14 protein-coding genes are annotated in these 23,070 nt (G+C 69.0%); 3 read left to right on the top strand and 11 right to left on the bottom strand.

Translation table 11 applies throughout. The annotated features are described in order from the left end of the window. Window positions 1-181 precede the first annotated feature (181 nt). Together CGU34_RS14820 and merA are read right to left on the bottom strand one after the other, a co-directional pair. Window positions 182-1,651 carry an IS1182 family transposase gene (locus tag CGU34_RS14820; RefSeq protein WP_036294992.1) on the bottom strand — a complete coding sequence of 490 codons (1,470 nt, stop codon included), beginning with the start codon at window positions 1,649-1,651 and terminating at the stop codon, window positions 182-184. A gap of 189 nt (window positions 1,652-1,840) precedes the next feature. Further along, window positions 1,841-3,217: a mercury(II) reductase gene (gene merA, locus CGU34_RS14815; RefSeq protein WP_069696261.1), complete on the bottom strand. Its 1,377-nt coding sequence runs from the start codon at window positions 3,215-3,217 to the stop codon at window positions 1,841-1,843. A 99-nt stretch (window positions 3,218-3,316) separates the two neighbouring features. Between merA and CGU34_RS14810 the strand changes: the two genes are divergently transcribed. After that, a complete protein-coding gene (locus CGU34_RS14810) occupies window positions 3,317-3,706 on the top strand; it encodes a heavy metal-responsive transcriptional regulator (RefSeq protein WP_054682943.1) in 390 nt (129 codons plus the stop codon). 14 nt (window positions 3,707-3,720) lie between these two features. On the opposite strand, the gene istB is transcribed toward CGU34_RS14810, so the two are convergent. Genes istB through CGU34_RS14795 form a run of 3 tightly spaced genes read right to left on the bottom strand, consistent with a single transcriptional unit; the run spans window position 3,721 to window position 6,681 of the window. Beyond that, window positions 3,721-4,521, bottom strand: a complete 801-nt coding sequence (istB, locus tag CGU34_RS14805; protein ID WP_054682946.1) for an IS21-like element helper ATPase IstB — start codon at window positions 4,519-4,521, stop codon at window positions 3,721-3,723. Continuing rightward, complete coding sequence (istA, locus tag CGU34_RS14800; protein ID WP_054686999.1) at window positions 4,518-6,212, bottom strand: IS21 family transposase; 1,695 nt, start codon at window positions 6,210-6,212, stop codon at window positions 4,518-4,520. The genes istB and istA overlap by 4 nt, the downstream gene beginning before the upstream one ends. Before the next feature lie 37 nt (window positions 6,213-6,249). Continuing rightward, on the bottom strand, window positions 6,250-6,681 hold the full coding sequence (locus CGU34_RS14795) for a flavin-containing monooxygenase (protein WP_100812060.1): 432 nt from the start codon (window positions 6,679-6,681) through the stop codon (window positions 6,250-6,252). A 243-nt stretch (window positions 6,682-6,924) separates the two neighbouring features. Here CGU34_RS14795 and CGU34_RS14790 point away from each other — a divergent pair, with 243 nt between their 5' ends. Both CGU34_RS14790 and CGU34_RS14785 read left to right on the top strand, forming a co-directional pair. Continuing rightward, on the top strand, window positions 6,925-8,385 hold the full coding sequence (locus tag CGU34_RS14790; RefSeq protein ID WP_100812059.1) for an aldehyde dehydrogenase family protein: 1,461 nt from the start codon (window positions 6,925-6,927) through the stop codon (window positions 8,383-8,385). Between the two features lie 113 nt (window positions 8,386-8,498). Further along, a complete protein-coding gene (locus CGU34_RS14785; protein WP_100812058.1) occupies window positions 8,499-9,494 on the top strand; it encodes a helix-turn-helix domain-containing protein in 996 nt (331 codons plus the stop codon). Between the two features lie 105 nt (window positions 9,495-9,599). On the opposite strand, the gene CGU34_RS14780 is transcribed toward CGU34_RS14785, so the two are convergent. From CGU34_RS14780 to CGU34_RS14755, 6 genes are all read right to left on the bottom strand, one after another. After that, on the bottom strand, window positions 9,600-10,286 hold the full coding sequence (locus tag CGU34_RS14780) for an ABC transporter ATP-binding protein (RefSeq protein WP_232711699.1): 687 nt from the start codon (window positions 10,284-10,286) through the stop codon (window positions 9,600-9,602). Then, entirely contained in the window at window positions 10,286-12,061 is a 1,776-nt protein-coding gene (locus CGU34_RS14775) for a branched-chain amino acid ABC transporter ATP-binding protein/permease (protein ID WP_100814545.1), read from the bottom strand. The genes CGU34_RS14780 and CGU34_RS14775 overlap by 1 nt, the downstream gene beginning before the upstream one ends. After that, a complete protein-coding gene (locus CGU34_RS14770; protein ID WP_232711698.1) occupies window positions 12,048-12,911 on the bottom strand; it encodes a branched-chain amino acid ABC transporter permease in 864 nt (287 codons plus the stop codon). Before CGU34_RS14770 ends, CGU34_RS14775 begins: the two co-directional genes overlap by 14 nt. An 84-nt stretch (window positions 12,912-12,995) precedes the next feature. Continuing rightward, window positions 12,996-14,240 (bottom strand): ABC transporter substrate-binding protein, encoded by a 1,245-nt coding sequence (locus CGU34_RS14765; protein ID WP_198517845.1) that lies wholly within the window; start codon window positions 14,238-14,240, stop codon window positions 12,996-12,998. Window positions 14,241-14,559: 319 nt separating this feature from the next. Beyond that, the gene (locus CGU34_RS14760) at window positions 14,560-21,096 is read right to left on the bottom strand and encodes a DUF5979 domain-containing protein (RefSeq protein ID WP_100812053.1); all 6,537 of its coding nucleotides are present in this window, start codon (window positions 21,094-21,096) and stop codon (window positions 14,560-14,562) included. A 423-nt stretch (window positions 21,097-21,519) separates the two neighbouring features. Beyond that, complete coding sequence (locus CGU34_RS14755) at window positions 21,520-22,989, bottom strand: IS1182 family transposase (protein ID WP_036294992.1); 1,470 nt, start codon at window positions 22,987-22,989, stop codon at window positions 21,520-21,522. Window positions 22,990-23,070 lie beyond the last annotated feature (81 nt).

Genomic DNA, 23,070 nt, shown 5'->3' with positions numbered 1-23,070 from the left:
CTAGGTGCGCGGGTCAGAATCGGGTGGCGTGGCGCGCGGCGTTGACTCTGGCATCGCGCGCTGACGGTCGCGAACGGGAACGGGCGGGCCGTTGCGGTGTGAGAGCGTGCGGGATCGCACGGCGAGGGGCTCGTGGCGACTGTCGGTGCGTGCTGTGACGCCCAGGGACCCCTGGGGAGGCCTATGCGGGCGCCAGCCCGGCGGCTGTAGCGACGCGGAGCTTGCGGAGGTTGTGGCAGATCGTGTGGAGTAGCCATTCGCCTTGGGCGCCGGCGAGTCCGCGTAGCCGGAGCTGTCCGGCGTTTTGCCGGGTCTTCATCTGCCCGAACGCGGGTTCAACGATGGCTTTGCGGCGCGCGTAGTCGGTGCGGCCCTGCTCGGTGCGCAGCGCGTGCGCCATCCGCTCCCGCCGGCTCGCGTCCTCTGGGGCCGGGTCCGGGGCGCCGGCGGTAGGGAAGCTCTCGCCGTGACGTTGCCGTCCCGTCGCGATCAACACCTGTGCGTCCAGATCGTCGGCGGCTTCGAGGTTGGCTTCCGAGCAGTAGCCCGCGTCAGCGAGGACGACCTCTGGGGAACGCTCGATTCCTGCCGCGTCGAGGTTCCGTAGGGTCTGCTCGGCCATCGGGACGAACTGCTGGATATCGGTGGCCTGCTGGGTGACCTCGGCGCTCAACACGATCTGGTGGCCCTCATCGACAACGGCCTGCGCGTTGAACGCGTAATCGAAGCCGCGGACCGTCTTCATCATCCGCGCCTCAGGATCGGTGAAATTGCGTTGCGCTTTCGGCTTCGGCGCCGCCGTGTCCACCGCAGTCGCGACGGCCGCGTCGGCCTGCTCAGGGGGCTGACCGGCGGCGTCGGCCTTCTTCCGCGCCACGGCTGCCGCCTTCTCGGCGGCGTCGGCCTCGATCGCGTCCTTCGCGGCACGTAGTTTTGCCAGGCGCCCCTCACGGCGGGCCAGCTCCGGGGCGACCTCGTCCCCGCGCCGGTCCTGGCCGAACTGCTGATCCTCGGCCTCATCGACCGCCTCCGCCTCGGCGAGCAGCGCAGCGACCTCGGCTTGGAGCTGATCGATCTTCGGCACGATCCGGTCATAGCTCATCGCCTTATGCCGCGACGCGTTCGCAGCCAGCTTCGTGCCATCCAGCGCGACCCGCCCCAACCGCACCAGCCCCGCCTCCGCGCAGACCCGCAGCACCTGCAGGAACAACCCCGGCAGGGCATCCAGGTGACGCCGACGAAACCGGGCCAGCGACCGGTAGTCGGGCGCCTGGTTGCCCGACAGCCACCGGAAGGCGATATCGCGCTTGCAGCGCCGCTCCAACTCACGAGACGAGGTCACGCCCGTCGCGTACGCGAACAGCAGCAGCTTCAACATCATCCGCGGGTCATACGGAGGCGCACCCGAGGCGGACGCGTACGACGCGTAGACCGGCGTCAGATCCAAGAGCTCTTCGACGACCTCGGAGATGAACCGGGCCTCATCATCCTCGTCCAGCCAGTCATCCAGACTCGGCGGGAGCAGGAAACACTGCCCCTGGTCATACCCACGGAACGTCTTGCCCGCACCCGCCGGTGCAGCCGATCCCGGCGCCCGCGCCTCACCCGGCTCGACCTCGAACAGACCCTCCAGGCTGGCAGTCACCGTCATGAATCGATTCTCCCAGCACCCCGCGCTATCCACCGGATTCACCCCGGCGCGTTAACGGAAGGATCTGACCCACGCACCTAGCCGCTACGCGCCCGGATCGTCAGCCGCACTCTGGCATGATTTTGTCAACCTGATTTGGCCCCGGGGTGACGGCTAGAACTGGCCCCGGGTGTGTGCTGCTGTTTGCTGTTAGGCGCAGCAGGAGGTGGGGAGTTCGTTGCGGAAGAGGTTCGCGGTGAGTCGGATGCCTTCGGCCATGGTGAGGTACGGGGCCCAGGTGTCGGCGAGTTGGGTGACGGTGAATCCGGCTTTGATCGCGTAGGTCGCGGCGAGCATCATCTCGCCGGCGGTGTCGGCGAGGGCGTGGACGCCGAGGACTTTGCCCGTGTCGGCGTCGGCGACGATCTTGATGCCGCCGCGGGTGTTGTGGTTGGCGATGGCTCTGGGCACGTCGGACAGTCGGAGGTAGCGGCAGGCGCATCGGTAGCCGGCGGCGAGGGCTTCGGCTTCGGTGATCCCGGCCGAGGCGAGTTGGGGTGAGGTGAACAGGACGGAGGGCAACCCGGTGTAGTCGACCTGCTCAGAGTGACCGAGGGCGTTGTGTGCGGCGATCTTCCCGGTCCTCGCGGCGACGTACACGTACTGAGGCACATCGGTGACGTCGCCGGCGGCGAACACCGCCGGGTTCGTGGTCCGCTGTTGTTCGTCGACAATGATGAAGCCGCGGGTGTCGGTCGCGATGCCCGCAGTGGCGAGGCCGAGCCCGTCGGTGCGGGGGGTGCGGCCGGTGGCGACGAGGACGCGTTCACCGGTAGCTACTTTCCCGGTGCGGGTGAGGACTCGGACCAGGTCGTCGTGTGGGGTGATCGTTGCGGCGCGGTCGCCTATGACGGTGATTCCGTCGGTCAGGAAGGCTTTGCGGAGCTCGGAGGAGAGTTCTGGTTCGGCGTGCGGGGCGAGCCGGCCGATGATGGTGACCTCGACCCCGAGCCGGGCGAACAGCTGGGCCTGTTCGAGGCCGACGAATCCGCCGCCGATCACCACGAGCGAAGCGGGCAGCTCGGTGAGTTCCATCGCCGTGGTCGACGTGAGGTAATCGATCTGCTCGAGGCCGGGGATCGTTGGGATGGTCGGTTCGGCGCCGGTGGCGATGAGATACGACTTGGCGCGAACCGGTCGTCCATCGACGAGCAGTGTTGAGGGATCGGTGAATGTTGCGGTGCCGGGGAGGATGTCGAACCCGTAGGCGGCGGCGATGTCGGCGTACTTGGTCTGGCGGAGCATGCCGACCAGCTCATCCTTCTGCTGCACGAGCGCGCCGAGGTCGACGGCCCCAGCGGAGGTGGCGGCGCCGGGGAACGGGTTCGTGAGCGCGGCGTGGCGGGTGTGCGCGGCCGCGAGGAGGGTCTTGGAGGGCACGCAACCCACGTTCACGCAGGTGCCACCGAGCGTGCCCGATTCGATGGCGACCACGCTCGCCCCCTCGAGTCGGGCGTGGATCGCCGCGGACATCGCCGCGCCGCCCGTCCCGACCACCGCAAGATCGAACTCGTTGTGCTGAGTCATGATGCCTCCTCGGGTGGACCGGGCCGCACGTGCGGCCCTATGCGACAGAATGGACCTTCAAGCATGCTTGAAGGTCAAACTGACGGTGGAGGTGTCACGATGCGGATCGGAGAACTCGCGGAGAAGGCGAGGACGAGACCGTCGACGCTGCGGTACTACGAGGAGCGCGGGCTGCTGCAACCGCCGGAGCGCACCCCGGCCGGGTACCGCAGCTATGGTGACGAGACGGTGCAGCGGCTCGAGTTCATCGATCGGGCTCGCGCGGCGGGGCTCACCCTTGCGCAGACCGCGGAGATCCTCGATGTTCGCGACACGGGTGGTTCGCCGTGCGCTCACGTGCTGGATCTCCTTGACCGCCGGCTCGTGGAGATTGATGAGCAGCTCGAGCAGCTGCGCGCCCTACGAGGGAGCATCGTCGAGCTTCGGGCGCACGCGACGGCAACGGCGTCCGAAGCCTGCACGCCGGAGTCCATCTGCCGCTACCTCTGATGACTTTCGGATCGCTACTGCCGCTGACGGGTGTGGTTGAGGCGGTACGAGGTGGTGCCGGTTTCGATGATGGTGCCGTTGAACGTGAGCCGGTCGACGATTGCCGCACACAGGCGCGGGTCAGTGAAGGTCTTCGTCCACCCGCTGAACGACTCGTTGGATGCGATCGCGACGGAGTTCTTCTCTTCCCGCTCTGTGAGGACCTGGAACAGGAGTTCGGCGCCGCGTCGGTCGAGTTCCATGTAGCCGAGCTCGTCGATCAGGAGCAGGTCAACGCGTCCGTACCGGTTGATGGTGCGGGTGAGTTGTTTCTCGTCGGCGGCTTCAACGAGCTCGTTCACGAGCTTCGTCGCCAGGGTGTACCGGACGCGGAAGCCCTTCTCTGCAGCGGCGGTGCCGAGGCCGATGAGGAGATGCGACTTCCCGGTGCCGGAGTCCCCGATCAGACACAGCGGATCGCCGCGGCGGATCCAGTCCCCGTTCGCGAGCGTATGGATCGTTGCAGGGTTGACGTTCGGATTCGCGTCGAAATCGAAGTCCCCGAGCCACTTGTTCCTCGGGAACCCGGCTGCCGACACGCGGCGGACAACGGACCGGCGGTCCCGGTCGTCGCACTCGGCGAGGAGGAGCTCGGCAAGGAACCCTTGGTAGGTCAGCTGCTCACGTTCCGCGGCCGTGATCGCTTCGTGCATCACCGCCCGCATGGTGGGTAAACGGAGCCTGCGGCAGGCTTGGTCAACTGCGGCCGCGGCGGCTTCTTCGGTCAGCCCGCGCTGCCGACGCAGGGTCGTGGTGACATTCGTGGGGTTGCTCATGATCCGGCGATTCCTTCTCTCTCATCGGTGACCGGCGGTTCTGGTTCGGAACGTCGGTTAAGGAGTTCGTCGTAGTGCGCGACGGATGGCAGTGGCCGCCGGTCGGCTGGGAGTCCGGCGATCACCGCGGCCGGATCCATGAGGCGACGCTGGGTCAGGCTGACAACTCGTTGCACGTCACGTCGTGGTTGTTCAACGCGATGACGGTCTGACTCGGGCCCGGCGGCGTGCAGTCGGGCTTCGACCGCGACGACGTCGGCGGACACCGCCCCGACCGTGAGGGCGGCACGGATCCCCGCGATCACGTCGACGGTTCGCATGGTCCTGTGGAGCAGGAGCACATCGATCAGAGCCCTTGTGCCGGCGCTGTCGCCATCGACCTTCCGCGCTTGCTGCCAGAACGCGTCATGCGCTGTCGTGAACACGCCGGCTTCGCGTGCACGGGCCAGCGCGGTGGACCCGGGCAACGCGCCGGGCTTGCGCCTGAGGACCTCGAGGTAGTGGTCAAGGTTGATCGACTCCCCGCCGCGGGCCACGACCCGCTCGTGCCGAGCGACCTCGGCGTGGCCGTCGAACACCACGAGTTCAGACGCCCGCAACGAGACCCGCACCTTCCGCCCGATCAGACGGGCGGGCACGGAGTACCTCGCCATCCGCACGGTGATCAGGCTCGAGCGGTCTACCCGCGGGTAGAGCACCAGGCCAGGATCGAACCGCTCGCCTGGCAATGGCGTAAGGCGGGCTTGTTCGTCGATGAAGTCTTGCCCGACAGTGCGGATCCGGGTGTTGATGCGTCGCTCGTTGTCGCGGGCGTCCCACCGGCGGATCTGCTCGTTCAACTCGGCGAGCGAGTCGATGACCGGCATCGGCGACAGCCAGGTGCGGCGAAACCGACCAACTTCGCCTTCGACGCCACCCTTCTCGTGGGCGCCGTCGATTCCGGGCTGGCAATAGAACGAGTCGAACCCGTAGTGCGAGCGGAACAGTACCCATCGGTCGTTCTCTACTCGGCTACGGCCCTTCCCATACAGCACCGTCTGTACCGCGGCAGTGAGATTGTCGTACCGGATGTGCCGGGTCGGGATCCCACCTATCTCGTCGAACGCGTCGATATGTCCTTCCAGGAACGCTTCCTGCGATTGCGTCGAGTACACCCGGTGCACCGCCTTCCCCGAGTGCGAGAGCCGGAACGTGAACATGTGGCACTTCGTTTTCACCCCGCCAAGGATCACCCAGACCTCGCCGAAATCGACTTCGGCTTCCTCACCAGGTGCGTGTTCCTGTGGGACGAACACCTCGACGCGGCGCCCGGCTGCGGCATCGATCTGGGCACGACGTACGCGCACGTAGTCGCGGACCGTCGAGTACGACAGTCCCGCCGCTTCGTGCTCGTCGACCAGCCGCGCGAGAACCCTTGTCGCCGTGTGCCGCTGCTTACGAGGCGCGTCCAGATCCTGAGTGAGCATCGCGTCGATCACCGCCTTGTACGGCCCCAGCCGTGGAGACATCCGTGACGGTATCTTCCGCGGCGGCGGAATTGGCGACGCCAAGGCCTGCCGCACCGTGCGACGGTGGACCCCGAACCTGTCTGCCAACGCGCGCACCGATAGCCCGTCGACGCGCGAGGCACGGCGGATATCCGCGAACAATTCCACTTTCGACCCCTGCCGGGCCCGCTCATCCTGAAGCAACACGAAACACACGCTCAGGTGGGGCCAGATCAAACCGTCAGAACCGCCCCGGCAAGTCAGAAAGTGGGGCCACTCCTAGGTACTCGTCGCCGTCCTCGGTGCCGACGGTCCATTCGAGGGCGTCCTCGTCCCAGCGCGCCGACTGCACGTTCGTCTGCAGGCGCACGCCGTCACGCAGTCCGTACCGCTCGGCGACGTGGTGGAGGTAGGCGAGGATCTCGGGCTGGCCGGCGTACTTCTCCGTCCAGACCCATTCCTGCTGCAGCTCCTCGTCGAACGAGAAGGAGTAGTCGAAGCTCTCCACGTCGCAGCGGGCGCCGGGATAGCGGTTCCAGTACCAGGTCCCGCCGATGTCGCTCCCGCGCTCGAGCACCACGGCGTCGAGCCCCTGCCTGCGCGCCCGGATCAGGGCGTAGAGCCCTCCCACTCCCGCGCCGACGATGACCAGCTCGTGTCTGAAGATGCCCATTCGCGGCTTCCCTTCCTCTGCTTCCTCGCAGAATCAGCCTCACACCTGCCGGGCCGTCGCGGTTGCGTCAGCGCGTACAAGAGTTGTGCCCGCAGTGCACGAGCGGATCGACCCGGTGCGCCGCCCCGCGACCCCTGGCAGACTGGATCGTGCAGGGCCGCGAGGCCCCCGGGATCCGCGCCCAGTGGGGGACGGATCCGCAGAACCGTTTCGACAGGGTCATTCGACGAGGAGAGATTCATCATGGGCTTTTTCGACGAGCAGACGTGGTCCGGCCGCATCTACAGCGGCGGCTGGCGAGCGGGCGGCGGCGGATCCGCCGATATCGTGGCCCCGGCGACGGGCCAGGCCATCGGCTCCTACGGAGTGGCGAACGTCGCCGACCTCGACGCGGCGGTCGAGCGCGGGGTGGCGGCGCAGCGCGAGTGGGCGGCGATGTCCTTCGAGGCGAAGGCCGCGATCTTCCGCAAGGCGGGCCGGCTGGTCGAGGAGAACGCCGGAGAGCTCATCTCCTGGCTGACCCGCGAGGCCGGATCGGGCGTCGGCAAGGCGGGCTTCGAGTCGCACCTCGTGGCCGCCGAGTTCTACTCGGCCGCCGCCCTCGTCGAGCAGCCCTACGGTGAGCTGCTGCGCTCGGGCAAGCCGCGCCTCTCCATGGCGCGCCGCGTCCCGGTGGGCGTCGTCGGCGTCATCTCGCCCTTCAACTTCCCCGGCATCCTCTCGGCCCGCTCCGTCGCCCCGGCCCTCGCCGCGGGCAACGCCGTGATCCTGAAGCCCGACCCCCGCACCGCGGTCTCCGGCGGCCTGTTCCTCGCCGCGATCGCGGAGGCGGCGGGCTTCCCCGACGGCCTGTTCCACGTGCTGCCGGGCGGCGCCGAGGTCGGCGCGGCACTCGTCGACCACGACCGGGTGCCCGTCATCTCGTTCACCGGCTCCACCGGCGCCGGCCGCGCGGTCGGCGCGGCGGGCGCGGCGAAGCTCAAGCGGGTGCACCTGGAACTCGGCGGCAACAACGCCCTCATCGTGCTCGACGACGTCGATGTGGCGGCAGCGGCCTCGGCCGGCGCCTGGGGCTCCTTCCTGCACCAGGGCCAGATCTGCATGACCACCGGCCGGCACATCGTCCACGAGTCGATCTACGACGAGTACGTGAGCCTGCTCACCGAGAAGGCGCTGAACATCCCCGTGGGCGACACGGGCGCCTCGGAGGTGCCGCTCGGTCCGATCATCGACGAGCGCCAGCGCGACAAGGTGCACGCGCTCGTCGAGGGCAGCCGCGCCGCGGGGGCCCGCATCACCGCGGGCGGCGAGTACGACGGCCTCTTCTACAAGCCGACCGTCATCGCCGACTCGCAGCCCGACCACCCGGCGTTCAAGGACGAGATCTTCGGCCCCGTCGCGCCCGTGCTGAAGTTCAGCACTATCGAGGAGGCCGTCGAGATCGCGCGGCAGAGCGAGTACGGCCTGTCGCTCGGCATCCTCACCCGCGACGTCATGCGCGGCCTCGCGATCGCCGAGATGATCCCGAGCGGCATCGTGCACATCAACGACCAGACCGTCGACGACGAGTCGGTCGCGCCCTTCGGCGGCGTCGGCGCCTCGGGCACCGGCTCCCGCTTCGGCGGCGCGGCGGCGAACCTCGACGCCTTCACGGAGACCCAGTGGGTCACCGTCCAGGGCGACATCGCGCGCTACCCCTTCTGAGCCCGGCGTCCTCGGCGCTCCCGTTCCCCTGACGAACCCTGGGAGCGGGAGCGCCGAAGCGCATAGACTGTGGTCACGGGACGGTTCGTCCGACTCCCAGGGAGGGGAGACGTATGCCTTCAACGGTAGATCTGCGCGATGCCGCGCTTCCGCCGTCGATCGACGGGGGATCCACCACCAGCATCGACGACTTCACCGAGATGGTCTCGCGCATCTATTCCCCGGTGCGCATCACGGCGGACGACCCCGCCCACTTCCGGGGAGGCATCCGCAGCCGCGTGCTCGGCGAGGTCTACGTCAACGAGGTGCGCAGCTCGCAGCACGAGATCGCCCGCGACGACGCGGAGGTGCGCCTCTTCACGAAGGACCACCGCTTCCTCAAGGTGAGCGTGCTCATGAGCGGCCACGCGAACTCGGTGCAGGGTACGAGCTCGACCGACTTCGAGCCGGGTCAGATGATCATCCACGACAGCGCCCGGCCCTACACCATGTACCTCGACGACGACTTCCACATGGTGTTCCTGCTGATCCCCCGCGACCGCTTCGACCTGCCCGACGCGGCGACCAACGACCTCATCGGCCAGCGCATCGAGGACGGGGCCGGGGTCTCGGGCACCGTGCTGCCCTTCTTCTCCACCCTCGCGAGGAACATCGCCGACCTGAACGGCCCGAGCGCCGTGCGCCTCATGAGCAACACCGTCGACCTCGTGGAGACCATGATGTTCAGCCTCGTGGGCCAGAGTCTCTCCGAGCCGCACCGCACCCGACGGCGCGAGCTGCTCATGCAGATCCAGGCGTTCATCGACTGCCATCTGGACGATCCCGAGCTCGATCCGCAGCAGATCGCCGCCGCGAACTTCATCTCGACCCGCTACCTGCATCGGCTCTTCAGCGACGAGGATCTCACGGTGGCCGGGTATATGCGTCAGGCCCGACTCGTGCGCTGCCGCCGCGACCTCAGCGACCCGCTGCTCGCGCACCTGCCGGTATCGACCATCGCGAGCCGCTGGGGCTTCCTCAACTCCTCTCACTTCTCCCGGCTCTTCCGCCAGGTGGTGGGCATCTCGCCCACCGAGTACCGCTTCAACGCGATGGTCTCCGCGGCCTGAGCCGAGGCCGATCCCGGTTCCGGCCGGGCTCGTCCGTCGGATCCGCCGGACCGCGCAAAAGGGGCCGCCGCGCATCAGCGCGACGACCCCTCCGCCGTGAGACGATCAGCCCATGTAGGCGTCGTGCAGCTTCGTCTCGTCGTCGAGCAGCACCTTCGGCTCACCGTGGTACGCGACCTTGCCGTTCGAGATCACGAGCGCGTCGCTCGAGATGCCGAGTGCCAGGTGGGCGAACTGCTCGACGAGCAGAATGCCCACGCCCGTCGCGGCGACCTGTTCGAGCACGGGCAGCAGGCGCATGAAGACCACCGGTGCGAGGCCCAGCGACATCTCGTCGATCAGCAGGTACTTCGGATCCGTCGCGAGCGCGCGACCGAGCACGACCATCTGCTGCTCGCCGCCGGAGAGCAGGGCCGTCTGCGCCGAGATGCGCTTCTCGAGCTCAGGGAAGTAGGTGAGGATCTGCGCGAACCGCTCCTTGTCCCGGCTGGCGAGCTCGATGTTCTCGCGCACCGTGAGGCTCGGGAAGATGGCTCGTCCCTGCTGCACGTGCACGATGCCGGCCCTCGAGCGCTGACGGCGGTTCATCCGGTGGATGTCCTTGCCGTCGACCTCGATCGAGCCGGTGTAGCTGCGCACCAGGCCCGAGATCGCCTCGAGCAGGCTCGTCTTGCCCGCGCCGTTGGGGCCCACGACCGTGGTGATCTGACCGGGCTGCAGCTCGAGGCTCACCCCGCTGACGACCGGGCCGATGCCGCGGTTGACCGTGACGTCTGAAAGAACGAGGCTCATCACTCCACCCTCTCTCCCATGTAGGCCTTGAGCACCTCGGGGTTGCGAAGCACCTCTTCCTGGTCGCCGGAGGCCAGGACGCCGCCGAAGTTGAGCACGACCAGCTTCGAGCAGACGCTGCGCACCAGATCGAGATCGTGCTCGATCAGCAGCACCGAGATCCCGTACTTCTGGGGGATCTTGCGCAGCTGGTTACCGAACACGATGTGCTCCTCGTGCGACAGGCCGGCAGCGGGCTCGTCGAGCAGCAGCACCAGCGGCTTCGACGCCACGTTCGCGGCGACCTCGACGATGCGGCGGGAGCCCACGTCGACCACCCGCAGAGGGGTGTGCGCCGGGGGGCAGCCGAAGTACTCGAGGATCTCGTCGATCTCGGCGTTCGTCGACTTGCCCTGCGACATGAGCCGCAGGTACTGGCCGACCGTCATCGAGGTCGGCACGCGATCCTGCTGGAAGGTGCGACGGATGCCGGCGTGCGCACGGCGGTCGGGGGCGAGCCCGTCGACCGGCTGGCCGTCGAGCACGATCGACCCCTCGTAGCCCGAGATGAAGCCCGTGATCGTGTCGATCATGATCGACTTGCCGGCGCCGTTCGGACCGATGAGACCCACCACCTCGCGGTCGAAGACCGTCAGGCTCACGTGATCGAGCGCGCGCAACTCGCCGAAGACGACGCTGACGTCCTTCACTTCGAGCAGCGGCTTGCCCGTGGTCGTGAAGACCGCGCTGGTCTGTTCCAGATCGACCTCTTCGAGATGCGCGGAAACCGGTTCGACCTTCTCCCCGCGGCGTCTGAGCTTTCTGAGCCCCGATCTGATCTGGTCGCCCATCGTGGTGTTGGTGGTGAGCGCCTGCACACCCAGGATGCCGAAGATGATGTTCGCCCACTCCAGGGGAAGGCCGAACTGCTTCAGGATCTCGGGGATGAAGACGAACAGGCACGCGCCCACGAACGCCATGTCGATGTAGTGGGCGCCGACCACGATGCAGAGCACGTAGAGGCCGAGCGATCCGGCAGTGGCGAAGGAGATGTAGTTCACCTGGCCGATCTGCCCCACGGTGAGACCGCCGGCGAGACCGCCGATGAAGGCGCTCGCCGCGAAGGCGCTGAGCTTCGCGTTGCGCACCTTCGTGCCGGCCGCCGCGGTGCCGCGCTCGGAGAAGGCGACGAAGCGCCACATGGCGCCGAAGCGGCCCTTGCCCACCTGGAAGACGACCGCCGCGATGACGATGACCACGATCGCCGTGAAGAGGAAGTAGATCCGGTCGCCCTCCACCGTGTTCGAGATGCCGAAGGGGCGGGGCACCCGCTGGTTGACCCAGGCGTCGGGGAAGAAGACCTTCTGCAGCGTCATGTCCGCCGCCGCCGCGACGCCCAGGGTGATCACCGCGAGGTTCACGCCGCGCAGTCGGAGCGCCGGCAGGCCGACGATGAGGCCGACGATCGCGGCGGCGACCGCGCCGATCAGCATGCAGACGATGAACGAGACGCCCCCGAAGATCGTGCCGAGCGGGGTGCGGAAGATCAGCAGCTCCATCACCCAGGCGCCGATCGCGGCGAAGGTGAGCTGCGAGAGCGCGATCATGCCCGCGCTGCCGGTAACGATGCCGAGGCCCATCAGCGAGACCATGGTCACCAGCACCGTCGTTGAGATGAACACGAAGTAGCTGGGCAGGCCGAAGGTCACGGCGACCGCGACGACGACGGCCGCGGCGACCATGATCCAGAATCGTGTGCGCTGACGGCGCGCGATGGCGGTGCTAGCGAGCGACATCCCACACCTCCTTCCGTTCGGTCCAGAGCAGGAACACGACGATCACCAGGATCGGTACCCAGTCCTTGAGCAGCACGAGGGCGGGGAAGGCCGTGAGCAGCCCCTGCAGTGCACCGACGCCCAGGCCGCCGATGATCGCGAGGTCGAGACGCCTGAAGGCGCCGACCAGCGCGGCGGCCGCGCTGGGGATGAAGATGGTGATCATCGAGCTGGCGTCGGACGCCTGGATGTTCGCGACGACCGCGATGCCGAAGCCGGCGATGAGGCCGGTGACCGCCCAGACGCCGAGCTGCAGGCCCATCACGTTGATGCCCATGAGCTCGGCGGCATCCTGTCGGTCGGACACGGCGCGCAGGCGCGTGCCGACCATGGTGTAGCGGAGCACGAGCTTGGTGCCGACCGCGACGACGATCGCGGCGATGGTCGTGACGACCGCCAGCTGCGAGATGTTGATCCAGTCGGTCTGGATGAGCGGCCCCTTGAAGGGGGGCAGCACCGGCTGGGGGTGCGTGCCGAAGAGCAGGTTCGACAGCGAGTAGAGGCCGAGCAGGATGGCGACGGTGGCGGCCGAGCGGGCGCCCACCGAGGCATCGCCGAGCCACTTGGCGACGATGAAGCCGATCAGGACCGACAGCAGCATCGCCACGATCATGCCGACCACGAGCGAGCCCCAGGGCTGCATGTCCTTCGGCACGATGCGAATCGCCATGAACGCGGCGAAGACGCCGACCGCGACCTGCGAGAAGTTCACGACCTTGCCGAGCCGGGACATGATGGTGAGCAGGACCCCGAACAGCGCGAACGTGCCGCCTGCCGTGAGCCCCGCCGTCATTGCGAGCAGTGGGTTCATTGTGCTCCCTTGGAGGAATAGGACGAAGATTCCGGGTGCCGGGCGACCATGAAGGCCGCCCGGCACCCGGAACCTCTCAGCCGATCAGCTGCTAGGGACGGTGGTGTTCACCCAGCCGTTGTCGGTGCCGATGAACCACGGGCCGAGCGAGGTCCACTCGCCGCTGTTCGCCTCGATGACCAGCGGCCACGCGGCGGCGTTCGCCTGGTGCGAATCGCCGGGACCGAACATCCACTTGTCACCGGTCATGCCGCCGGTGTCGAAGCCCTCGGTCATGCCCTTGGCCGCCTCGGTGAACGCCTCGCGGGTGATCTCGGCGTCGGGGTCCATCTCGTTCTCCAGGATGTGGATGAACGCCTTGGCCGCCAGGTAGCCGCCCTGCGCGAAGGAGGTCAGACCGATGTTGTTCTTCTCCATCAGCGCACGCCAGTCGTCGTTCGAGGGATCCTCCGGATCGCTCCACGGCGAGAACATGGCCGGCACGTGCACGTCGCCGGCGTAGACGAGCGTGTCGACGAACTCCTGGGAGTAGGTCGAGGTCTGCGCCAGCACGGGCAGGTCGATGCCCTGGTTGGTCGCCTCGGAGAGGAACTGGATGACCGCCGCGCCCACCCCGGTGATGAGGATGGAGTCGCACTTGTCCTTGTTGATCTGCGCGACGTTGCCGGCGTAGCTCGACTGGCCGCGAACGAGCGAGTCGTCCCACAGGGCCAGCTCCTTGCCGGTCTCGTCCGACCAGGCATCCCGAGCCTGCTCGGCCGCGGCGCGGCCGGCGGCATCGCCCAGAACGGTGAAGACGCAGATCTTCTCGAAGCCGAGCGTCTCGCTGCCGTTCCAGAGCGAGGCGAACATGTTGAAGTAGGGGCCCGTGTCCACCGGAGCGATGTTCGGCGTCGCGAAGCAGAACGGATCGACGCCCACGCCCTGGATGGAGACGATGTTGTTGTCGACCCAGGTCTTGTTGTTGACCGAGCAGTCGAGCAGCGACGAGCTGCCGACGAGCGCGACGGCGCCGCTGTTGAGCGCGTCGCGCGCCGCGGTCGAGGAGGCGGCCGGATCGGCATTGTCGTCGAAGGTGTCGAGCTCGATCGGACGGCCGTTGAAGCCGCCGTTCGCGTTGTACTCGTCGAACACGGCCTGCGCGGCCGGAGGCGCCTCGGGGAAGTACAGCATCGAGGCCAGTGCGGCGACCTTGATGGGCTCACCCGTGGCCGCGTCGCCACCGCCCGTGTCGCCACCGCCGCCGTTGCCTCCACCCGAGCAACCGGCGAGGACCAGGGCGGCAGCCGCGACCGGCACCACCAGAGCCTTCATGTGAAGCTTCTTCATCATGCTCCTTTCAACATCATTGTTTTCGGAGGCCACCGGCGCCACCGCGAGCTTGAGGCCGTGCGAAAGTGCCGGGGTGTTCCGCTTTCACGGTACAAGTATCGTAGCGCGCATCTTTGCTACACAGTGAAGACGTTGTTGACTGTCAGCGCACCAAGCGATCCGGGGCCTGAAAAACGGCGTGTTTTCAATGATCTCGTGACCGTATCGTTAGCTTTCCGCGGCGTTCGGGGAGCAGCGAACAGGTCTCGGCGAGCGGCGAACGGCAGTGGGGCCCGGGTCGTCGCGACGACCCGGGCCCCACTGCGATCGCGAGCGATCAGTCGGCCCGGCTCCTGCGGCGGCGACTGATCACGAGACCGGCCCCGCCGAGGCCGAGCAGCACGATCGCCGCGATGACGATCCCCGCGATGCCGGCCCCGCCCGTCTTCTCGAGATCCTCCGGGGGGACTCCCTCGAAGACGTTGGAGACGAGCGCGTGCGCGCCTTCGGCGGTGATGACGATGCCGACTCGGCTCGCGCCCTCCGACTCCTCGCCGCCCACGGTGACGGTGGTCGACTCGGCGCCGCGCGTCGAGGTCTCGGTCAGGGTGCACTCGGCGCCCTCGGGCAGCTCGGTCTCCCGATGCTGCTCGCCGGCCCGCATCTCGAAGCCGCGGCGGATCTCGTCGTCCATTCCGTTCGCGAGGCACACGAGCTCGAACTCGAAGACCGCGCTCCGCTGCTCCTCGCGCACCGCGTGCTCGTTGCTGCTGAGCACCGCCTTCTCGACGATCAGCTCGCCGAGCGTGTAGGTGTTCCGCAGCTGGAGGTGAGCCGCTCCCCCGCCGCTCTCGCGGATGAGGATCTCGGCCGAGAGGCCGTCGGTCGCGGGCATCACGCCGGGAGCGGGCTCGATGGAGCGGCCGCTCTCGCCGTGGGCGCCGACCTCGCCGGACTCCCGGGCGATGCAGTCCGCACCGATCGGGATGCCCGAGATCCGAACCGCGGTGCCGTCGCCCGGCACCAGCACGGTCGAGGAGTCGCCCAGGTCGAGCGGCACGCGCTCGGGGTCGGCGACGCCGCTCGGCACGGTGCAGGCGAGCTCCACGGGGAAGAGCTCGGGCGCGTTGCCGGCCCCCTCTCCCAGGACCTCCTTCGAGATCTCCAGCGAGCCGGTCTTCACCGTCACGCCGGCGCGCTGGGGCGCGGCGGGCAGGTTGACGCGGTTGCCGACGGTGTCCCAGGCGATGACGCCGTTCTGGTTCCAGGCGAACTGGGGCGTGGCGAACTGCTCGAGGGTCGGCTGCAGGCCCTCGGGCGCGTTCTGCACGACGCGGTTCACCGTCTCGAACTCGACCACGACGTTGCCGGCCGGCTGCAGCGGCTCGCTCGACATGTCGACGTTGACGCGGAAGCCCGCGATGTCGGCGATGTCGCCCGTGTAGCCGGCGAGCGGCACCCACACGTTCGCCGGGTTGGCGACGGCGTCGGAGCACTCGGGATCGGACACCCAGAGCGAGCTGCCCGGGGTGGGTCCCACGCAGGCCTGCGGGTTGGTGGTGACGTCGATGGTGTACGTCGCTCCGGCGGGCAGGCCGGAGAGGGTGAAGACGTCCGCCGGCGAGGTGCCGGCGAGCACCGGTCGGAAGGTGGAGGTGCGCGGCGCGCCTCCGGCGAGCATCTGGTCGCCCGGGCCCGGCATCATGTCGACGATGGTCATCCTCGACAGGGCGTTGGTGCCCGAGTTGATGTGCTCCAGCTTCCAGGTGTCCGTCGCGCCGACAGCGGTGTACGAGGCGCATGGGTTGCGCGTGTAGTCGCTGCCGATGGGCAGGTAGTTGCCGGGGGCGCACTCGGCACCCGTGCGCACGTCGAGCGCGCCGCTGACGAGGTGCTCGCCGAGCGTCTCGGCTGGCTCGCCGTTCACCGTCTTCACGGCGCCGATCACGGTGCCGGCGCGGGGCTGCACGAAGTTGGTGTTCGAGCACTCGCCCTCCTCGCCGGGCTGCCGCGGATCCTGACCGAAATCGGTCGGCTGCGTGCAGGTGGCGAGCGGCACGCCCGTCTCGACGACGACCTCGTTGGTCGCGCGCTCGCCCGTGGGCAGCGGCTGCAGGATGAGGCCGAGACCGATCGTCATGGTCTCGCCGGGCTCCATGCGGGAGCCGGCCGGCCACTCGAAGACGAGGTCCCGCCCATCGGTCGAGATGCTCACCCCGATCTCGGCGGGGTCGGCGGTCAGCCCGCTGACGCCGCTCGCACCGGGCGTGCTCGTGAAGGTCGGCTGCTCGCCGTCCCAGTTCAGCGTCTCCGGCATCGCGTCGGTGACCCGCGTGATCGGCAGGTAGCTGGTGCCGGTGTTGGTGAACTCCAGGCTCCAGGGCAGGCTCACGAGCGGATCGACCTGGTGCGTGCCCGTGTCGTTCGGCGCGCGCTTCACGACGCGGATCGCGTTCGTGCCGTCGGAGAAGTCGACCTCGGCGTCGGCGGCGTCCTCGGCGAGCGGCAGGTTCGGATTGACCGCCTCCGCGCGGCCGGTGTTCTCCTCGCTGTCGTCTCCCCAGTCGACCGCGACATCGTCGCGCAGCTGCACCGTGAAGGGCAGCGTCGCGGTGCCCCAGGAGGCGCTCCACGAGGCGGCGCCCGCCGGGAAGAGCCCGTTGCCGGTCGTCCGCGAGAAGGTCACCGCCACGCCCTCGATGTCTGCGAGGTCGCCGATGTATCCCTCGAACGGCACCCAGTCGCCACCGACGAGGATCTCGAACGCCGCCGCGTCGGCATCCGTCGGATGGGTCGGGGAGCCGAAGGAGACGAACCGGAAGCGATCCCAGAAGCCCGCCGTGTCGTCCTCGATGCGCAGCGTGCTGAGCGGCGCGGTCGAGCCGTCCGGGTCGGCCGTCAGCCGCACGTTCACCGGGGCGTCGGGATCGGTCTCGGTGATCGTCCGATCGCTCGTGCCGCCGTGATCCACCGCGATCTGCTTCTGCAGGTTCACGGAGATCTGCGCGCTGGTGAGCTCGACCACGGCATCGCCGGTGTCGGTCGGCATGTTGTCCGGGTTCACCACCGCGTCCCAGCCGCGCGAGATCGCCTCGTTCGGCACGCTGACGGAGCTGCCCAGGGTGCCGCCCTCGACGGGGTCCCCGCTCAGACGCTCGGTCTGGCGCAGCTGCACGTCGAGATGCACGACGAGGTTGTCGCCGGTGACGATGCGGTTGCCGTTGCGCGCGGGGTCGGTGCCGGAGTAGGTCACGGCGACGCCGATCGCGTCCGGCAGCGCCGCGACGAACGCCGCATCGGCGTCCCTCGCCTGCTGCAGGGTGAAGACCTGGGTCGTGCCGGTCGCGGTGCCGTCGTAGAGCCACAGCTCCACCGTGCTCTCGGCGGCGTCGATGTAGGCCGGCAGCGCCTCGAAGGAGACTCCCGTCAGGTTGAAGCGGTCGAAGTGGTTGCCGTCGGGCCCCGCGACCTCGGCCGCGAAGTCACGGCCTTCGAAGGGACTGCGATCCATGTCGAAGTCCGGAGCGGGGCTCAGCTGGTGCGTCGAGGTGTCGGTCACCCGGATCTTGCCGAGCTTCATCGCGCCTCGGGAGCCGGCCGGCATCGTCGACGAGTTGTAGGTCGTCAGCGTGTAGCGGGCCCGCGGGTAGTCCTCCTGGGCGAGCTCGCCCGGATTCGGGGCGACCATCTCGATGCTGCCGGCGGCGGGCGCCGCCGCATCGAGCGGGAGCGGGCGCACCTGCTTCGTGAGCGCGACGTTGGCGATGCCGTCGAGCAGCTGGATCGTGTCGTTCGCGGTCTCCGTCGCCGGGGCGCCGTCCTCGGGGGTCGCGGTGATGCCGAAGACGTTGTCGATGCAGCCCGCGGTGCCGCAGTTGAAGGTCGTGCCGCTCTCCTTCACCCACTTCACGGGATCGCTCGCGGGCCGCGCGGTCTCGCGCAGCTGCCAGTCCAGCCGGAAGGAACGGGTCTCGGCGGAGGCGGCGATGCCGCTGCCCACCGCCGGGGCGGTCAGGTCGCCGGCGTCGGCCGCCGCCTGCCGGGCCGCGGTGTTCTCCGCGAGCACCAGGCGCACGCCCAGGGTGCTCTGCTGCTGCGTCGCCGTCAGCGCATGGCCCGCGAAGCCGTCAGCGTTCATCCAGCCGCCCGCGGGGGCGGTCACCGAGGTCCAGCTCGCGCCGTCCCAGAGCTGGACGTCGGTCACGACGTCCCAGCGCAGCATGGGATCGACCGTGTTGTTCGAGCCGCCGGCCGCGAAGCGGATCGGGCGGATCTGCGTCAGGTTGAAGGCCTCGAAGACGGTGCCCGCACCCGTCGCCGTCGGAACGGCGGGATCCTGCAGCTGCACGGTCGCGTAGCCGCTCCGGGTCACGGCCCACTCCTGGATGGTCCAGGAGGAGGCGCCCGACTGCGAGACGAGCGAGTTGTGCGCCCAGTCCTTGTGCACCCACAGGCCGCCCGGGCCGGGACCGGTGCCGCCTTCGGTGCCGCGGATCCCGACGCTCTCGCGGTCGTCGTCCTCGCCGGTGACGACGCGGTCGTCGAGCCGGCCCTCGGCCTCGGCCGTGGCGACGTTCTCGTAGCGCACGGGGGTGTCGAAGGTGCCGCCGGTGGGCGCGCCGTCGCTGCGCAGCGCGCTGCGCGCGGTGAAGGCGATGTTCGGCTTCACGTAGCTGATCTGGGAGAAGCCGGCCGCGTTGGTGTAGACGAAGCGCAGGCCGGTGGCGCCGGCCGGCACCGCGATCGGGGTGTTCTCGTCCGGGTTGTCCGCGAGCGTCGTCCAGGTGACGCCGTCGGCTCCGAGCACCTCGATGCGCAGATCGGCCTGGACGACGGGGTCGTCGCCGTTCACCGGGCGGCTGATCGGGGGCAGGATCTCGGCCGCGTCGAAGGCGTCCCAGAAGGTGCCGGCCCCGCCGAAGACGTCCTCCACCACGATCTCGGTCGGCTTCGTGCGCCCGCCCGAGGTCTGCACGCGGGTGTCGAGCTGCACGACCACGCCCTGGCCGGGCAGCACCGTTCCCGGCCCGACCCGCTTGTCGATCGCCACGTCGATGCTGGGGGCGACCAGCGAGAGGTTCGCTCCCGCATTGTCCGTGTCGTCGTCGAGCCCGGTCTTCTCACCGGTCACGTCGATCGTGTTGCGGAAGGGGCCCGCCGTGCCGCCCGCGGCGACGAAGTCCTCGTCGGAGCTCGTGGCCAGCAGGTACCGGACCTCGCTGAAGGCGCCCGGCTCGATCGCGCCGACGAAGGCGAGCTCGAAGCCGGTGACGTCCGCGGGCGCCGCCGGCAGCGGATCGCCGGCCGCCACCGTGACGACCGTCGGGCCTCCGGGGTGCTGCCAGGTGAGCTCGGCGCTCGTCGCACCCGCGGGCCAGATCGCGGCCGGATCGCCGGCTGCGAAGCCCGCGAAGGAGAGCTCGTCGCCGAAGAAGCGGCTGTCGGATCCGGCGCCGGGCTCGGCGATGACGAGGCGGTCGAGGGTGGTGCTCTGCGGCACGCCGGCGTTGATCGCGCGCAGCACGACGCCCACCGTGTCGCCGGCGGTCACCCCGGTGAGGTTCGTGGTCTCGGAGCCGTCCGGAAGGGTGTGGAAGCGCTTCTGCGCCGAGACGTCGATGCGCTGCGGCCCGACCGCGAAGGGCGCCTCGGCGTCCTTCGAGACGGACGGCTGATCCGGCACCTCGACGGTCGCGCGCACGTCGTTCGAGATCGTGTAGCCCGCGGAGATCCCGGCGCCGGTCGAGCGGTGGGTCGCCCGCTGCAGGGCCGCGAAGCCCTGCGAGACCGAGGCGCCCGGGGGGACCGAGCCGGTGTAGCCGAGGCGCACACCGGCGATGTCTGCGTTGTCGAGCCCGCTGTTCCAAGCGGTCCAGTTCCAGCTCGCGCCGTCGAAGTGGTAGACCTCGACCGAGGCCGCGGTCGCGCCCGCGGGAAGGTTCGTCGTCGGGTCGCCGGCGAAGCCCGCGAAGTCGACGTAGTTGAAGGGGTTGGCGTCCGCGAGCGAGGTCGCGCCGTCCGGCGCGAGAGCGGGGTCGGCCGGATCCTGCAGCCGCAGCGCGCTCGCGGGCACGTTCGAGGCCTGCGTGGCGCCGATGGTCAGATTCGAGACCGCGCCGGGCTGATAGCCCTGCGAGGCGGGGGTCCAGGTCTTCGTCGGCGTCACGTCCACCGCGACGGGGTTGTCGACCGAGATGATCGCGGTGTCGGAGACGCTGAGCGGAGTGAGGCCGGCCATCGCGGAGAAGGTCGCCCGGTTGACGAGGTCGGTGCGCAGGATCGGATCGTTCGGCGAGAGGTCGCTCGGAACGGTGAGCACGTACTCGAGCACGCCCGTGTGGCGAGTCGACATGCCGAGCCCGCTGTCGTTGCCGGTGCCCGCCTGAACGGGGAGCGCGACGCCGACCGTGATGGTGAGGTCCTCGGAGCCGGATCCCAGCGTGCCGGACGCCGGAACCGCGGTCGACGGCCCGGCGGCGATGCCGGGCAGATCGAGGGTGATGCCCGTCGGCGATCCGCCGACGACCGCGGTGAGCTCGCTGATCCGCCATCCGGCGAACGCGGCGGGGAGCTCGTCGACGACGCGCACGGGCGCGTCCGCGTCCTCGTCGTTCACCCGGAACTCGACGCGGTAGACGACGGAGTCGCCGGGCCGCAGGTCGCGCTTGGCCTCCTGGCCGTCGACGGTCTTCACGAGCAGCAGCGATGCGCCCTCCATCGCGGAGGCGGAGACGATCCCGCTTCCGCTCGCGATCATCGCGGTTCCGAAGAGCAGCGCGGCGAGCCCGCCTGCCACCCACTTGCCGAAACCGCGCGCGACGCGCGCCGAGCGGCTTCCGCCCCGGTCTCGAATCACTCCCGAACGCAGTGCCATTCCCCGTTTCCTCCCCAGGATGCGGGCCCGACCTCGCGAGATCGGACCCTGAAATCTGTACCCGACTCCCGCACCGGGGTACTCCTTGGGGGGACTCAGTGCAGGAGTCGGGCACGCATAACACGGGGAAACGCCCGAATCGTGACGCGCGTTTGCGGAGATTTCTCGAAAAAACTTCGAGAGCACGCCCGAACGGCCGCGAGACGGGCCCCGATGTGCGGCAATCGGGGAAGTAATCGATACTAGGTGCGCGGGTCAGAATCGGGTGGCGTGGCGCGCGGCGTTGACTCTGGCATCGCGCGCTGACGGTCGCGAACGGGAACGGGCGGGCCGTTGCGGTGTGAGAGCGTGCGGGATCGCACGGCGAGGGGCTCGTGGCGACTGTCGGTGCGTGCTGTGACGCCCAGGGACCCCTGGGGAGGCCTATGCGGGCGCCAGCCCGGCGGCTGTAGCGACGCGGAGCTTGCGGAGGTTGTGGCAGATCGTGTGGAGTAGCCATTCGCCTTGGGCGCCGGCGAGTCCGCGTAGCCGGAGCTGTCCGGCGTTTTGCCGGGTCTTCATCTGCCCGAACGCGGGTTCAACGATGGCTTTGCGGCGCGCGTAGTCGGTGCGGCCCTGCTCGGTGCGCAGCGCGTGCGCCATCCGCTCCCGCCGGCTCGCGTCCTCTGGGGCCGGGTCCGGGGCGCCGGCGGTAGGGAAGCTCTCGCCGTGACGTTGCCGTCCCGTCGCGATCAACACCTGTGCGTCCAGATCGTCGGCGGCTTCGAGGTTGGCTTCCGAGCAGTAGCCCGCGTCAGCGAGGACGACCTCTGGGGAACGCTCGATTCCTGCCGCGTCGAGGTTCCGTAGGGTCTGCTCGGCCATCGGGACGAACTGCTGGATATCGGTGGCCTGCTGGGTGACCTCGGCGCTCAACACGATCTGGTGGCCCTCATCGACAACGGCCTGCGCGTTGAACGCGTAATCGAAGCCGCGGACCGTCTTCATCATCCGCGCCTCAGGATCGGTGAAATTGCGTTGCGCTTTCGGCTTCGGCGCCGCCGTGTCCACCGCAGTCGCGACGGCCGCGTCGGCCTGCTCAGGGGGCTGACCGGCGGCGTCGGCCTTCTTCCGCGCCACGGCTGCCGCCTTCTCGGCGGCGTCGGCCTCGATCGCGTCCTTCGCGGCACGTAGTTTTGCCAGGCGCCCCTCACGGCGGGCCAGCTCCGGGGCGACCTCGTCCCCGCGCCGGTCCTGGCCGAACTGCTGATCCTCGGCCTCATCGACCGCCTCCGCCTCGGCGAGCAGCGCAGCGACCTCGGCTTGGAGCTGATCGATCTTCGGCACGATCCGGTCATAGCTCATCGCCTTATGCCGCGACGCGTTCGCAGCCAGCTTCGTGCCATCCAGCGCGACCCGCCCCAACCGCACCAGCCCCGCCTCCGCGCAGACCCGCAGCACCTGCAGGAACAACCCCGGCAGGGCATCCAGGTGACGCCGACGAAACCGGGCCAGCGACCGGTAGTCGGGCGCCTGGTTGCCCGACAGCCACCGGAAGGCGATATCGCGCTTGCAGCGCCGCTCCAACTCACGAGACGAGGTCACGCCCGTCGCGTACGCGAACAGCAGCAGCTTCAACATCATCCGCGGGTCATACGGAGGCGCACCCGAGGCGGACGCGTACGACGCGTAGACCGGCGTCAGATCCAAGAGCTCTTCGACGACCTCGGAGATGAACCGGGCCTCATCATCCTCGTCCAGCCAGTCATCCAGACTCGGCGGGAGCAGGAAACACTGCCCCTGGTCATACCCACGGAACGTCTTGCCCGCACCCGCCGGTGCAGCCGATCCCGGCGCCCGCGCCTCACCCGGCTCGACCTCGAACAGACCCTCCAGGCTGGCAGTCACCGTCATGAATCGATTCTCCCAGCACCCCGCGCTATCCACCGGATTCACCCCGGCGCGTTAACGGAAGGATCTGACCCACGCACCTAG

The organism is Microbacterium lacus (genome assembly GCF_002812805.1).
GTDB classification, from domain to species: domain Bacteria; phylum Actinomycetota; class Actinomycetes; order Actinomycetales; family Microbacteriaceae; genus Microbacterium; species Microbacterium lacus_A.
Note: the sequence above shows the minus strand (reverse complement) of the source record. Positions and strands in the feature narration are given on the sequence as shown.

What these genes read in the sequence shown, in the direction of transcription:
- CGU34_RS14820 (WP_036294992.1), bottom strand. Translation starts at nt 1,651, where the DNA reads ATGACGGTGACTGCCAGCCTGGAGGGTCTGTTCGAGGTCGAGCCGGGT.
- merA (WP_069696261.1), bottom strand. Translation starts at nt 3,217, where the DNA reads ATGACTCAGCACAACGAGTTCGATCTTGCGGTGGTCGGGACGGGCGGC.
- CGU34_RS14810 (WP_054682943.1), top strand. Translation starts at nt 3,317, where the DNA reads ATGCGGATCGGAGAACTCGCGGAGAAGGCGAGGACGAGACCGTCGACG.
- istB (WP_054682946.1), bottom strand. Translation starts at nt 4,521, where the DNA reads ATGAGCAACCCCACGAATGTCACCACGACCCTGCGTCGGCAGCGCGGG.
- CGU34_RS14795 (WP_100812060.1), bottom strand. Translation starts at nt 6,681, where the DNA reads ATGGGCATCTTCAGACACGAGCTGGTCATCGTCGGCGCGGGAGTGGGA.
- CGU34_RS14790 (WP_100812059.1), top strand. Translation starts at nt 6,925, where the DNA reads ATGGGCTTTTTCGACGAGCAGACGTGGTCCGGCCGCATCTACAGCGGC.
- CGU34_RS14785 (WP_100812058.1), top strand. Translation starts at nt 8,499, where the DNA reads ATGCCTTCAACGGTAGATCTGCGCGATGCCGCGCTTCCGCCGTCGATC.
- CGU34_RS14780 (WP_232711699.1), bottom strand. Translation starts at nt 10,286, where the DNA reads ATGAGCCTCGTTCTTTCAGACGTCACGGTCAACCGCGGCATCGGCCCG.
- CGU34_RS14775 (WP_100814545.1), bottom strand. Translation starts at nt 12,061, where the DNA reads ATGTCGCTCGCTAGCACCGCCATCGCGCGCCGTCAGCGCACACGATTC.
- CGU34_RS14770 (WP_232711698.1), bottom strand. Translation starts at nt 12,911, where the DNA reads ATGAACCCACTGCTCGCAATGACGGCGGGGCTCACGGCAGGCGGCACG.
- CGU34_RS14765 (WP_198517845.1), bottom strand. Translation starts at nt 14,240, where the DNA reads ATGAAGAAGCTTCACATGAAGGCTCTGGTGGTGCCGGTCGCGGCTGCC.
- CGU34_RS14760 (WP_100812053.1), bottom strand. Translation starts at nt 21,096, where the DNA reads ATGGCACTGCGTTCGGGAGTGATTCGAGACCGGGGCGGAAGCCGCTCG.
- CGU34_RS14755 (WP_036294992.1), bottom strand. Translation starts at nt 22,989, where the DNA reads ATGACGGTGACTGCCAGCCTGGAGGGTCTGTTCGAGGTCGAGCCGGGT.